At 29.8% G+C, this 14,372-nt stretch carries 15 protein-coding genes; 13 read left to right on the top strand and 2 right to left on the bottom strand.

The genetic code is table 11. The features are described 5' to 3' along the window. The first annotated feature begins 160 nt into the window (after positions 1-160). From P3X86_RS09575 to P3X86_RS09560, 4 genes are all read left to right on the top strand, one after another. Positions 161-490: a DUF1904 family protein gene (locus P3X86_RS09575; RefSeq protein WP_483292451.1), complete on the top strand. Its 330-nt coding sequence runs from the start codon at positions 161-163 to the stop codon at positions 488-490. 9 nt (positions 491-499) lie between these two features. After that, a complete protein-coding gene (locus P3X86_RS09570) occupies positions 500-1,336 on the top strand; it encodes a hypothetical protein (RefSeq protein ID WP_483292450.1) in 837 nt (278 codons plus the stop codon). A 720-nt stretch (positions 1,337-2,056) separates the two neighbouring features. Next, a complete protein-coding gene (locus P3X86_RS09565) occupies positions 2,057-2,902 on the top strand; it encodes a hypothetical protein (protein ID WP_483292449.1) in 846 nt (281 codons plus the stop codon). Between the two features lie 472 nt (positions 2,903-3,374). Beyond that, the gene (locus P3X86_RS09560) at positions 3,375-4,280 is read left to right on the top strand and encodes a hypothetical protein (protein ID WP_483292448.1); all 906 of its coding nucleotides are present in this window, start codon (positions 3,375-3,377) and stop codon (positions 4,278-4,280) included. 365 nt (positions 4,281-4,645) lie between these two features. On the opposite strand, the gene P3X86_RS09555 is transcribed toward P3X86_RS09560, so the two are convergent. Next, positions 4,646-5,230 carry a hypothetical protein gene (locus P3X86_RS09555; protein ID WP_483292447.1) on the bottom strand — a complete coding sequence of 195 codons (585 nt, stop codon included), beginning with the start codon at positions 5,228-5,230 and terminating at the stop codon, positions 4,646-4,648. Positions 5,231-5,605: 375 nt separating this feature from the next. On the opposite strand from P3X86_RS09555, the gene P3X86_RS09550 reads away from it, so the two are divergent. From P3X86_RS09550 to P3X86_RS09540, 3 genes are all read left to right on the top strand, one after another. After that, on the top strand, positions 5,606-6,391 hold the full coding sequence (locus P3X86_RS09550; protein WP_483292446.1) for a TrmH family RNA methyltransferase: 786 nt from the start codon (positions 5,606-5,608) through the stop codon (positions 6,389-6,391). A gap of 177 nt (positions 6,392-6,568) precedes the next feature. Beyond that, the gene (locus P3X86_RS09545; RefSeq protein WP_483292445.1) at positions 6,569-7,483 is read left to right on the top strand and encodes a hypothetical protein; all 915 of its coding nucleotides are present in this window, start codon (positions 6,569-6,571) and stop codon (positions 7,481-7,483) included. A gap of 148 nt (positions 7,484-7,631) precedes the next feature. Further along, positions 7,632-7,853 (top strand): hypothetical protein, encoded by a 222-nt coding sequence (locus P3X86_RS09540; RefSeq protein WP_483292444.1) that lies wholly within the window; start codon positions 7,632-7,634, stop codon positions 7,851-7,853. Between the two features lie 39 nt (positions 7,854-7,892). On the opposite strand, the gene P3X86_RS09535 is transcribed toward P3X86_RS09540, so the two are convergent. Further along, positions 7,893-9,026 carry a DUF116 domain-containing protein gene (locus P3X86_RS09535; RefSeq protein WP_483292443.1) on the bottom strand — a complete coding sequence of 378 codons (1,134 nt, stop codon included), beginning with the start codon at positions 9,024-9,026 and terminating at the stop codon, positions 7,893-7,895. 560 nt (positions 9,027-9,586) lie between these two features. On the opposite strand from P3X86_RS09535, the gene P3X86_RS09530 reads away from it, so the two are divergent. The 6 genes from P3X86_RS09530 to P3X86_RS09505 are packed head-to-tail and all read left to right on the top strand — an operon-like array spanning position 9,587 to position 14,313. Beyond that, a complete protein-coding gene (locus P3X86_RS09530; protein ID WP_483292442.1) occupies positions 9,587-10,258 on the top strand; it encodes a metal-dependent transcriptional regulator in 672 nt (223 codons plus the stop codon). Between the two features lies 1 nt (position 10,259). Further along, positions 10,260-11,189 (top strand): metal ABC transporter solute-binding protein, Zn/Mn family, encoded by a 930-nt coding sequence (locus tag P3X86_RS09525; protein ID WP_483292441.1) that lies wholly within the window; start codon positions 10,260-10,262, stop codon positions 11,187-11,189. A 22-nt stretch (positions 11,190-11,211) separates the two neighbouring features. Continuing rightward, entirely contained in the window at positions 11,212-11,952 is a 741-nt protein-coding gene (locus tag P3X86_RS09520) for a metal ABC transporter ATP-binding protein (protein WP_483292440.1), read from the top strand. 1 nt (position 11,953) lies between these two features. After that, entirely contained in the window at positions 11,954-12,862 is a 909-nt protein-coding gene (locus P3X86_RS09515; RefSeq protein ID WP_483292439.1) for a metal ABC transporter permease, read from the top strand. After that, positions 12,859-13,983 (top strand): metal ABC transporter permease, encoded by a 1,125-nt coding sequence (locus P3X86_RS09510; RefSeq protein ID WP_483292438.1) that lies wholly within the window; start codon positions 12,859-12,861, stop codon positions 13,981-13,983. The genes P3X86_RS09515 and P3X86_RS09510 overlap by 4 nt, the downstream gene beginning before the upstream one ends. A 60-nt stretch (positions 13,984-14,043) precedes the next feature. Then, positions 14,044-14,313 carry a hypothetical protein gene (locus P3X86_RS09505; RefSeq protein ID WP_483292437.1) on the top strand — a complete coding sequence of 90 codons (270 nt, stop codon included), beginning with the start codon at positions 14,044-14,046 and terminating at the stop codon, positions 14,311-14,313. The last annotated feature ends 59 nt before the right edge of the window (positions 14,314-14,372 follow it).

Here is a 14,372-nt window from a genome sequence, read left to right as displayed (position 1 = left end):
TTGCATGGACATTTAACTAATAAGAGACTATCAAGTCAAAGAATACATGAGGGATAGTCTCTTATTAGTTAAACATGTTAATTAAAATACAGTCTATGTAGTTAACAACTAGAAATTAATATGATATCATCATAATAGGGAAACAGAAGGAGGAAGAGTGATGCCACATATAAAAATTAGAGGGATGAAAAAAGAAGAGATTCAATCTATTAGTACTAAGCTTTTAGATGAATTATCAAGAGTGATTAGATCACCTAAAGATCATTTTACGCTAGAGTATATAGAATCAACTTTTATATATGATGGAGAACTACATAATGGAGGGTATCCATTTATAAATGTTGATTGGTTTTCAAGAGAAAAAGAAACTATGCAAGAGACAGCGAACATAATAACAAATATGGTAAGACAATTTGGATATGAAGATATAACAGTATATTTTACAGACTTAAAAAAAGAGAATTACTTTGAAAATGGAGAACATTTTTAGGAGGTAATCATGAAAAAAAGTATAGTATATGTAGTTGTACTTAGCATGTTATTCCTTGCATCATGTAAAAACATAAATAGTAGTACTATGTCTACTAAAACAGAAGAAATAAATTTATACACAGAGTTAAATGAACAATTCAATCTAAAAGAAAAAGAAACTGTTTATATTCGTAAACTTACATCTAAAAAATACTTAATAGGAATGTTAAAAAAGCACTATTACGCTGTGAACTTGGGTTATTACATATTTGATATCGAATCAAAAGAAAAAATAAAGATAGAACCTTTTAGTCAATGTCAGCTAATTGATAACATAACATTTGAAGATGGAATATTGAGTTTTAACCTAAATGGTGATAATTCAATAAATGGATTTACTAGATTTCCAAAAGAGGTAAAGATAAATATAAATACTGGCAAAGTGGAATCTATTAATGAGTATGTGAAGCTAGGAAGTAATTATCGACCTTACAACCTTGGAAATAATTTTGACAAAACAGTATTAGAAGATATTGTAGCTTTAGAAGATAATATTACTTTTAAATTTAACGCAGCACCAGATGCTATATCAGCTGGTGGGGAGTTTTGTCCAAACATTAAAGTGATTTCAAAAGAGGCAAATCATATAGTGATAGATATAGAAAATATTACTTATAACGAAAAGCAACTAGAGAAAATTGTTGATAACGAGAATTATTTGAGCTATAAGTGTTTTGACTATGTGGATTTAACAGGGATAAAGCATACTGCACTAGATATAGAGCTTAATGGAAAAAAGGAGTACACCTGTGATTTCACAAAGATACAGAATGATTTTAGGAATTTAATAATAAAGTTTAAATAAATAATGAAATCAAAAAAAGAGTTTTCAACGTTTTTTGTTGATAGCTCTTTTTTAGTACATATAGACAATAAGTACAAAAAATAATAGAGACATTTATATTAAAAATCTATGACTTCTACAATCTTGTTCACAATTTATGACAAAAAATTTGCATTGCTTTTTCTAGATTGAAACTTGTTATCGAATTCTTCATCATTTTAAATCTTTTCCATTTTAATCTCCAAGCTTAGTTATATCAAAGCTTGAAGAGAATAAATAAATCTAACTCCATTATTTTATGGTTCCCTTTGGTTAAATTATATCAGCGCTAATACATGATTAACAAATAATTCGTATTTGAATAAATAAAGTGTCTATATTACTTTTTAAGGTTTTTATCATTATGCACAATTAATATGATATAATACATAATAGATGACCAAAGGAGGCAAAGCATGCATACATAAAAAGGAATTAAAAAGAAGAAATACAATCTATAGCACTGAGTTTTTTGATTAATTAAGAAAGGGCAATCAGTTTACTTAAAAATCGTCCTAAACTAGAGAATAAAGAATCAAATTTTATATTTAGTCGAGATATCAATTATGGTATTAAACTATTTATATATGTTCGTTGGTTCGCATAGAAAAAATAGTGCAATAGACAGCTAATATCATAACAAAATAATTTGGTATGAAGATATAGCAGTGTATTTTACAGATTTGAAAAGGAGAAGTAAAGATGAAAAAAAATATAGTATATGTAGTGGTACTTAGCATGTTATTTCTTATATCATGTAAAAGTATAGATAGTAATGCAGAAACTAATACGACAGAGAAACCAAACAAAACGATACAAATAAACAAAACAAAAGAAACAGAATTATATACAGAGCTAGATAAACAATTTAATCTACATGACCAAGCAAATGTGCTTATCCGTAGACTTACACCTAAAAAATACTTGATAGGAATGGCAGATTCGTGTGATTATGCTACTGCTTCTTATGTCATGGATTATTTTATATTTGACGTAGAATCACAAGAAAAAAAAGCTATAAAGCTTCCTACTCAATCAATTGAGAGAATATGGTATGTTGAAGAAGATGGATTGTTGGATTTTTATCTAAAGTACGAAGAACAAGGTGGATTTATTGGATTCCCACAAACTGCAAGGGTGAATATCAACACTGGTAAAGTGGAATCTACTAACAAATATGTGAAGTTAGGAAGTGATTATCAGCCATACGACCTTGGTGATGATGCTGGCAAAACAGTACTAGAAGATGTTGTTGCTCAAGAAGATAGTATTATTTTCAAAACTAGCGTAACACCTAAAATAAAGGTGATTTCTAAAGAAGCAAATCATATCGTAGTGGATATAGAGAACTTTAACTATAATGAAAAGCTTCTTAAGAAAATTATTGATAACAAGAACTATTTAAACTATAAGTGTTCTGATTACGTTGATTTAATGGGAATTAAACATACAGCTATAGATATAGAGCTTAATGGCAAAAAAGAGTATACATGTGATTTTAAAACTGCAAAAAATGAATCAAGGAATTTAATAATTAGTTTTAAATAATAAACTTAAAGATAAAAAATTAAAGGAGAGTTTGGTTATATTGATATGGATAACTAAACCTCCTTATTGTTTTTTGTGTTATTATTTATTGACAAGATTGCTTGCATCTGGCTTATAATCTTCGTAAGATTTGTTAGTACTGAAGTTAAATCAACAACTGTAAGCACTATTAATCGACGGGAGCGCCAAAATGAAAGTACTTTTCTTCAGTATTACTAGAATTAGATATGGAAATAGATAAAATGTACTTAGCTATTTATTCTGAATATGATTTTATCCATAATCAATAGTGTCCAACCATTTATTTGAAACCATTTTTTAGATAAACTCGTAAGCTCATACTGTCATACAATTTATGGTTACACATGTAGTTTAATGAAAAATAGATTGAGTTGGAACTTTTAAACTAAACTCTTCGTCAAACTAAGAGTAAAACAAACTAAGAGTAAAACAAATTGAGAGGAGAATGAATATGATTAAACCAATAATAGCTACTATAGGCATTGCGACAATTATAGGTGGTTCATTAGTAGGGTATGGAGTGACAAATGCACAAAATAATCAAAATAATCAAGTCAGAACTTGCCAAGTGTTTGAAGGCAATGTGGAGGCTATCTATAAGCCAACAGGAGAAATTCGTAAAATTCAGGGCAATAAGGTTTACTTATTGAATGGCGACATTGTAGAAGCCTTTGAAGTCAGTAATGCAGACGACTTTAAAAAAGGTCAATGGGTAAGAATAATAGATGGTAAATTAGAAAAACTCGAAGAAAAATGTATTAGCTCACGTTTTACAACAATGGGTGAGTCTATTAAAGTGGCAACAGGAAAAATTAAGAGTAGCACAAAAGAACAGGTGACTATAGTAACGGATAAAGGAGAGCAGACCTTTACATATTTCACTGAGGAGCCCTTAAAAGTTGGAAGGAATGTTATTGTTGATTATGTAGCAAGAGATGGAAAAAAAGTTGCGATAAAAATATCAGAAGATTATTTTGTTAATAAAAATCTAGAAGGTGAGATTATCAAAATAAAAGGTAATAAAGTAGACTTATTATCAGGCGATATTATCAAAACATATGAAGTAAGTAACGCAGGTGACTTTAAAGAAGGTCAAAATGTAGAAATTAAAGATGGTAAATTAGAGGAAATATCAAAAGATAATTCAGGTGTAAAATTCAACACTTTAGGCGAGTTAATAACAGAAATCAAAGGTACTGTAAAGAGTAGTACAAAAGAACAAGTTGTATTAACAACGAAAGATGATGATTTAACTCTTACTTACTTTACAGATGAACCACTTAAAGTAAAGTCTGAGGTTACAGTAGGCTATGTAGTTAGAGAAAATGAAAAAATTGTAGTAAATATAAGTAAATAGTTCACATAAAAATTAGCAGAGTGTATGAAGCTCTGCTGATTTTATATAAAAAAAGAAAGCCACCGATCTGATATATCTAAAAAGTAATAGAGAACCTACATTTTTCTAGTCTTACCGATAGTGTTCTATTGAAAGGCGAATAAGATATAAACCTATTATGATGTTTGCAGTCTTAATTTACGCAAATATACGAGGAGTCAGAGTTGTTGGCAGAATTGTGGAGTTTTGTGAAGGAGACATAACTTAAAGAGAGAAGAAAAAACAGCTAGACCTAACAAGGATCATATATCCTTTTAATCTAGCTGTTTTAGTTATTCCTTTATATCACAGGCTAAAAGTTATTTACAAACCACACTTTCAACTTATTATTTAACCTTATATTCTTTTTGAGCCCCAATTTTCTTTTGAACTTCTTCAAATTTAGAGCTTAGATATTTATTGTACTTTTTAAGCTTATCATAATTTATGACAATAAGATTTTTTTGGTCTTTATCTGGCTTAAATCCATTGTTATCTAATTCTTTTAATACAGTGTTTTTAAGATCATCTCCCTTTAGATTTTCTAGCTTAGTTATATCAAAGCTTTCAGGGAATAAATCTAATATCAACATTTTGTGATTATCTTCAGTTAATGACATACCAACACCTAATATATGGTCAACCAAATAATTATGTAGGTGTACAAATGAAGCATCTATATTTGCTTTTTCAAGGTTTTCATCAATAACCTTAAATACTTCTTCAGGCATTGCACCTGCATTTATTAGCGCTAGCACTGAAGGAGTGATATCTTTTTTTGGTTCGGGTTTTGCTTCTTTAACAGGTTGCTCCAAAGAACTTTCTTTTGCATTATCATCAGTTTTATTTTTATCATCGGTTTTATCTTTAGAGCAGGCTGTACCTATAAGAGTAACTGCTATCAAGATTATTAGTAGATTTCTTTTTTTCATATACTATCTTACCTCCTATTGTGTTGTGTTTCCAAAAATAGCCTATTTTACTTATCATCATTAGTATATCAAACCAATTATAATAACTCAAATTAAGATATTATGACAAAAATCTACTTGAGTATTAAATATAAATATGTTCTCACTTTACTAAAAAAAGAAAAAATAATATAATGGTATGTATAAATATAAAAATAGTAAGGAAGTGGGAACATGATTATTAATAAATATGTAGTATTAGCAGTACGTCATGCAAAGTAAAGATTATAGGCGGCATTTGCATGACGATGATATATAGCTGTCATTGTCCTTATATAGCTGTACTATAAAATGTTACTTTGCTACCTCATAATATAATATGAAGGAGTAAATGACGTGAATAGTAAAGCAATAGGATATAAACATCCAGTTATAAAAAATATAAAAGAACTAAAAAAAGGGAAAAGAGAAAACAACTATCGGGTAGTATTAGAGGGAACTGCATTACATGAAAAATTACTAAAGACTGATGCGCAAATTGAAGAATTATTAGTCTGTAAATCATTAATTGAAACAGATATAGAGAATGATATAAAAGAAAGATGCATGAAACTTGCAAAACAGTGCTATTTTGTATCTGAGAAGATTATGAGTAATATCTGTGAAAAAGATAAACCACAACCATTACTCTCTATTTGTTACAAACAAATACCGGTTCTTAAAGAAAAGAAAAAAAGTTTTAAAAGAGTGGTAATTTTGGATGGTTTAGAAACTCCAGGTAATATTGGTTCAATATTTAGGAGTTGTGATGGAGCAGGAATAGATGCAATTTTAGTAGTTAATGAAAAGGCTAAAATAAATCAGTACAAGAGTATTAAATCTAGTATGGGAGGGATGATTTCCATACCATGGTTTTATTTTAATTCAGTAAAAGAATGTTACAAATGGCTACAGGAGAATGAATTTAAAATAATGTTAGCAGATCCTTATGGTAAAGATGTAATAGAAAATTTTAATGAAGAAGATAGGCTAGCTATAGTTGTAGGAAACGAAAGATATGGGCTATCTAAGGAATGGATAGCAGATATAAAAGTATCCATCCCTATGAATGGTATATGTGATTCTTTAAATGTTAGTATAGCAGCATCAATATTAATATACCAATTCAGATATAATAACTAAAATTGATTAAACTATAATACACACAAATTGACTTGTATGGTCTATATGTGTGTATTATTTTATGAACAGAAAGAAAAATAGGAAATAACTGAGTTGATATTATTTGATTATTTATAAGTGTATATATGGAACTTATACATTTTCTATATCATAAAATGTTAAAAAGGGGTTTTTTGTATGGGATTCTATTTCAATGATTATTATATGAATAATAATGATTCAAAACTATACGTCATGACTGAAAATGGGTTAGTTCCAGTAAGCGAGTTATCAAATCCTAATATGCCCATTAATTTTATGAAGCCTGTTAGTATTGTTTTTCCTAAGGCAGATCCAAGATGGTATTATGAAGGATATCCAGGGACAGTATTAGCAGGTGATACAGTAGGAGATTTAATAGACTACATTCCTGTTAGTTTTTATGCAGTAAAAGATGAAAAACTGTATGTTGCCTTCCATCCAAACGAGAATTATGTAGGATATCTAAATACTGAGAAAGAACTTGTAAGTGATTTGCTAATAAATGGTGTTGAATATAAAAGAGGAGAGTACGTATTTACTATATTATTAAGTAAAAATGCACCACAAGCGGTTGGTAGTAGATTATATAACACTTCTTATTGGACATTATTATCAGAAGTATCAAACATACATCCAGGGCAGACCATTCAAAAGTCTGTGTCAATATCATCAGGAGTTTCAACATTAGAAGGAAAGATATTATCAGTTGCTGTAGGGTCAAAAGCTGGTTTAAAAATAGGATTTTCAGGATCGGCAATATCTGCGGAGCTATCAGCTAGTTTAAGCAGATCGCTATTAAGATATGTTACTATATCAACAAAGTTCACTGTTACAGATGTTATCAATTTCCCAGCTCAACCAAAGCCTCAAAGAGCAGCACTGTATCAGTTTTCAGAGAGATTCAAAATAATACCAGGTAACGCAATTTATAAATGGAGAGATTATTTAAATAGTAAAGTTGATGATAACGCTAAGTTTTATAGTTCTAGATTTGTAAGTAGAATTGAGCTACCACCTTTTGATTATTTAAGTAGATATTTTGCTACATCTTTTGTTGTTGAACCAGATTAGAAGTTTTATTTATATAAATTAGAAAAGCATCTGTTTTTTTTGGTAGTAGTAATTATAAAACAGATGCTGTTTTTTTGTGCTTATAGTTGACAGAATAGTATTATTTTAGCACAATATTAGACTGAGTACAACAAAAGAGGTGAATAAAATGGACAGTAAATTAAGTCGTATGGATAGAAAAAGGGTAAAGACAAAGATATATTTAGATGAGATGTGCAGATTTGCTAAAAAAGCAAGCAAGGCGGGAAATGATGTAGACTTTAAGATATATGACGGCATGGTACATTGTTTTCTATATTTGCCTGTACCAGAGGGGATAAAAGCACTTGATGAGATAAGTATGTATATACGAAAACAACTTAATACTTAGACAATAAAACAGAGCCGATTTTTTATTAAAAATGCTCTGTTATTTTTTGCCGAGAATATATAATAATCTATCCATATTGATGTCTGTTTCAATATCGTTTGCTAGCCAGTGCTTACAACCACAATAATCCAACAAAACACATTGTGGTATAAAACCCATGTCTTTAGCTTTCCATCCTCCAGATATTAAATTCAATACACACGCTACACCAATTATACCAATACTTGAATTATCACTATTACTATCTTTAAATATAGAAGATTCATGAGGAATCATATATACCTGAAAGTGCTGTTTTTTACCTAACTGTGTGTATTTGCTTATATTACAATGATTTGAGCAATGTAAGCATACGTAACCTTTATTAGTTTTTTTTGCCTTACAGTTTTTACTTTTCTTCATGCAAGCAGGTAAAAATAAGAGTTTTACCTCTGATAGCTGGAAGCAATCTCTATAAGCTCTATTCATGATTTCTGCACCAACCATATTGAGATGGTATTCTACTCTTTTACGTCCACAAAAGATATAGTCCTCTCTGAGTTTGTAGTTTTTATATACACCTTTATGAAATTGTTCAACATTTTTAGTGTAGCACCCTAAAATTTTATCACTTTGTAATTCAAACCATGTAGCTAAATTATGTGCGGTTTTTAATATAGAAGATACTTCATTATTTGTTTTATGGAGACAATAATCTTTCCATCTGGAGATTCTTTTAACTTCTTGCTTGAATTCACCACTTGCTGTTAGCCAGCCTATAAGTTTTGAGAATTCTTCTATAGAAAATTTGGATTTTATATTATTTTCTTTAGAAAGATATGTTGATAGTAGTTTACTTCTAAAAAAATCTGCAAATTTCTTTAACGTTTCATTCTCTCTAAAACTAGCAAGCCGTGATAGTATAAACTTAGGGGTATTATTTAAAGCAATAGCTCTTTTCAAATAGATATTCCAAAGTACACCTATCACTAATAGCTCTAAAAGATACTCTTCATCACTTCTTAACGATTCTAGGTTGTTATCAGAGAGGTAACTTTTAAAGCCTTTTATATAAAAACTTCCACTTTTTTGTAACCTCTGAGTGACGATATCTGTAAAGCTCGATATATTATTATAATAATTATTGGAGTTATTTCCATAACCACACAGAGAATAAATATTATTTTCAAGCATCTAAATCTCTCCTATATTGTATGATACTGTTATTATAACATGTTTATAATATGTTGGGTAGTAATAAGGCTTTTGCATATACTTATATAATACAATTCTATGATATTTGTATATACAATTAGAATCTATTTTAGTAAAATTATAATATTTAGATATTGCTTCTAAAATAAACAAATAGGTGTGTTATCATGAATATTTATAAGAATATAATTAACGAGACAATAGAATATATAGAAAAAAATATTCACGATAAATTATCTCTAAAAGTAATTTTACAGAAACTTAACATTTAACGTATCCTTATTTCATTTAAAAAAATGTCTAAGAATATTGTTGGTAAAACAATATAACTATGTAGAAAATTATACATTAGCGTATTGGAAATCAGTCAGATATCTAGATGACGTTTACATCTAATCTAAGAGTCTTTATGAGGCTCTTTTTTAATAAATAAATGATAATAATTATCAAAATCATTGCATTATAAATCTTTATGTATTATAATTATATTAAGCAGTAGATTAAAAAAATATTAAGGCATACCTTAAAAGGAGAAAGTCATGACTAAATATGAAGAGAATTATATAAAGAGCATATATGAAAAAACAGAAATGGAGAATAATATAGTTAAAGTCTCAGAAATCGCACAGGAGTTTCAGTATACAAATCAATCTGTAATAGAGATGATTAAGAAAATGGAAGCAAGAGGGTACGTAAAATACTTACCATATAAAGGAGTGGCTTTGACTGAGTTAGGAAAAAAAATCGGAGCAAGAATGGTTAGAGTGCATAGGCTGTGGGAAGTGTTTTTGGCTTGTGAACTAGGCATGAAATGGGATGAAGTAGATAAAGAGGCACATTTGCTAGAGCATGCTACATCAAAGTTACTAGAAGAAAAATTATATGAGTACTTAGGAAAGCCAATATTTTGCCCACATGGTAATCCAATATCCGATGAACATGGTGATACGACTACCGCACAATATACATCTATGGATAAAGTCAAATGCTTTGATGTATTTGCAGTAAAAAAAGTTAAAGATGTACCTTCATTGTTAAAATATTTAGATGATAGAGGCATAAGAATAGGTAGCAAAATTCATATACAATCAATTTTACAACATGATGGTATGATTGAGGGATTATGTTTAGGGAAAGAAGTGTTTATAAGTAAAGAAGCGTCTAAGTTGATATTTGGTGTGATTATTGAGAGTGATGGAAAGGAGAAATAATATGAAAAAATCAAGTATATTAATTATGATAATGCTTATTATTGCTATGACAGTAGGTTGTACTGCTAAACAACATGATAAAAAAGAGAGTAGTAGGATAAATGTAGTAGCTACAACTACTATGCTTAATGATTTAGTTAAGCAAATAGGTGGTGAATCAGTAGAAGTAGTTGGATTAATGGGTCCAGGAATAGATCCACATCTATATAAAGCAAGTGCTGGTGATGTTACTAAAATGCAAAAGGCTGATATGGTAGTTTACAACGGTATACACCTTGAAGGTAAAATGGGTGATTTGTTTAAAAACCTAAAAAATAAAGGTAAAGTAACGGTAGCTGTAGGTGATGTAATAGATAAAAATATGTTAATATCATCCTCAGAGTTTGAGGGTAACTATGATCCGCATATTTGGTTTGATATTAACATATGGATGGATGTGACAAATACAGTTACAGACCAATTAATCAAAGTGGATAAGCAAAATGAAAAGAAATATATTAAGAATAGAGATGAGTACCTTAAAAAACTGAAGGAATTAGATAGTTACATTAAAAATAGAGTTGAGGAATTAGATGAAAATTCAAGGATACTGGTTACAGCACATGATGCATTTAACTACTTTGGAAAAGCATATGGATTTGATGTAAGAGGGCTTCAAGGAATAAGTACTGAGGCGGAAGCAGGCACAAAAGATGTGAGTACGTTAGCTGATTTTATTGTAGAAAAAAAGATAAAAGCTATTTTTATAGAAACTTCTGTGCCTGTACGAAATGTAAAAGCTCTACAGGAGGCAGTATTATCAAGAGGTTTTGAGGTTAAAATAGGAGGAGAGTTATTCTCTGATTCTACAGGTACAATAGGTACACCAGAGGGGACATTGATAGGCACAGTAAAGCACAATATAGATACTATTATTAATGCTCTAAAGTAATAGACAAAAGGGATGTGAGTATATGAGCAAGTATGTTATAGAAGTAGAAGATATGACAGTTGCATATAGAGATAAGCCTGTATTATGGGATATTGATATTAAAGTACCTAAAGGGGCACTTATGGCAATAATAGGGCCTAATGGAGCAGGTAAGTCTACACTAATAAAAGCAATGCTCAATATTGTAAAGCCTATATCTGGCAAAGTTTTATTTAACAACGAAAGTTATAAAGTACAACGAAAGAAAATAGGATATGTTCCACAAAGAGGAAGTGTAGATTGGGACTTCCCGACTAGTGTGTTAGACGTTGTATTGATGGGAACCTATGGTCAAGTTGGATGGATAAAAAGACCTACTAAAAAGGAGAAGAACAAAGCACTTGATGCTATAGAAAAGGTAGGAATGACTGAGTTTGTAAATCGTCAAATAAGCGAATTATCAGGAGGTCAACAACAAAGGGTTTTTCTTGCTAGAGCTCTTGTTCAAGAAGCTGAGATATATTTAATGGATGAGCCGTTTCAAGGAGTAGATGCAAAAACCGAAAAAGCTATAATTAATATATTAAAAGAACTTAGTAATAGAAAAAAAACAGTGGTAGTTGTTCATCATGATTTGCAAACAGTTAAAGAATATTTTAACTATGTTGCATTGTTAAACACACGATTAATAGGATATGGCAAAGTCGAAGATGTTTTTACTGACGAGAATTTAAAAGTGACATATAAAAGTACAATAGGGGTAATGAGGAAAGGAGTGGAATAGCATGAAAGCATTGCAATTACTTTTTACCGACTATACACTCCAAATTGTATCTATAGCATCAGCTATGTTAGGTGCAGTAAGTGGAATATTGGGCAGTTTTGCTGTTCTTAGAAAGCAAAGCTTACTGGGTGATGCGATATCACATTCAGCATTACCGGGCATAGCATTGGTGTTTTTACTGACAGGAGCTAAAGAAACACCCATGTTATTGTTGGGTGCGCTGATATCGGGCTTGATAGGTACTTTTATAATAGTGGTAATAAATAATTATTCCAAGATATCTTTTGATAGTGCTTTAGGTGTTACATTATCATCATTTTTTGGGTTAGGTTTAGTATTATTAACCTATATACAAAAATTACCCAATGCAAATCAAGCAGGGCTTGAAAGTTTTATATTTGGGCAGGCGTCGACACTATTACTAAGAGATGTATATGTAATGATGGTATTAAGTGGAGTGATTATACTAATAGTGATGCTATTTTTTAAAGAGTTCAAACTGATATCTTTTGATCCAATGTATGCTATGAGTTTAGGATTTTCTCCTTTAAAAATTAACATAGTTTTATCTACGATAACTGTCTTAGCTATAATTATTGGATTACAGTCGGTAGGAGTAATATTGATGAGCGCATTATTGATTTCACCAGGAGTTGCTGCTAGACAATGGACAAATAAACTCCATGTAATGATAATTTTAGCTGCTATGTTTGGGATATTTTCCGGAGTAGTGGGAACTATGGTAAGCTCGCTAGTATCAAATATGCCTACAGGGCCAGTGATTGTTATTATTATAAGTATAATAGCGTTTTTATCAATATTATTTGGTTCTAAGAGAGGAATAGTATGGCAATATATCAAGAGTAAAAAATACAATAACGAAATTTTAAAAAGGGGTGAAATGCTATGAATCCACAAGTAGAAATAATAATTGTTTCGGCTATTGTAGCATCTTCATGTGCATTGCTTGGTGTATTTTTAGTTTTAAGAAAAATGGCTATGATGACTGATGCAATATCTCATACAATATTGCTGGGTATAGTAATTTCATTCTTTTTGACAAAGAGTTTAAATTCCCCACTATTGATTTTAGGAGCAGGTTTACTTGGACTGTTGACGGTGTATTTAACTGAGGCAATAGGAAAAACCAAGATAGTTGCAAAAGATAGCTCTATAGGAATCGTGTTTCCGTTTTTATTTAGCGTTGCTATTATATTAATAACAAAATTTGCGGGTGATGTACATTTAGATGTTGACTCAGTGTTATTAGGTGAATTAGCATTTGTACCATTCGATAGATTTATTGTATTTGGAGTAGATATAGGAGCAAAATCTATATATGTAATGGGCATGATATTGCTGATAAATATAATCTATATAATATTGTTTTATAAAGAACTCAAGATTGTTACATTCGATAGTGGATTAGCTTTAGTGCTTGGATTTTCACCAGCTGTTATACATTATTCTCTTATGAGTTTAGTGTCAATAACAGCAGTAGGAGCATTTGAAGCAGTAGGTTCTATCTTAGTTATAGCATTTATGATTGGACCACCAGCATCAGCATATTTATTGACTGATAAACTAAAGAAGATGATTATAATTAGTGTTGGTTTTGGTGTGGGAAGTAGCATTATTGGTTATCAAATTGCTAATTACCTAGACGTATCTATAGCAGGGACAATAGCTACAGTGATAGGAGCCTTGTTTTTGATAATATTTGTAGCTTCACCTAAGAGAGGGATAATAACTGTTATTTACAATAGAAGGTTACAGAAACTTGAGTTTGCCCTTAAATCATTAGTGTTCCATCTTTATAACCATGAGGGAACATTGGTTGAAGAGATTGAAAATAAGAAAGCTACAATTTATCATCATTTACATTGGAGCAAAAAATTCTCAGATAGTATTATAACAAAGGCTATAGAGAATGGTTATATAAGAATAAACGGTAACCTACTAAAATTGACTAAATTGGGGGAAGAATATGCAGTAAGTAGTTATTCAAATATAATTTCGTCTAATAATTAAAAAGTATTATACTAGATTAGTTTTTACTGAATGAGTATATAGCTAGAAAAGGAGATAAATATGAATATTAAAAAGATTAATAGAGTATTTATACTTTGGTTATTAATTATAAACATAATTATGATAATTGGATACAGAAAAGGCTTTAATGTCGAAGAATTAAAAAATGAGATTACAAAACTGAGTGCAGAAAATATACAATTACAAAGAGATTTAGGAAAATCTAATAAAAAAAATGAGAATAAAATAAAAGACTTAACTATATTATTAGATGATAAAGAAAGAGAATTAGAGGAAATGAAGAAAAAATTAGTACAACAAGCCAAATAACTAGAGGTGTAAAATTATAAAAATATAACTTGAATATAGATTATTTAATATATCTCAGC

Source organism: Abyssisolibacter sp. ZYX002 (assembly GCF_056892235.1).
Note: the sequence above shows the minus strand (reverse complement) of the source record. Positions and strands in the feature narration are given on the sequence as shown.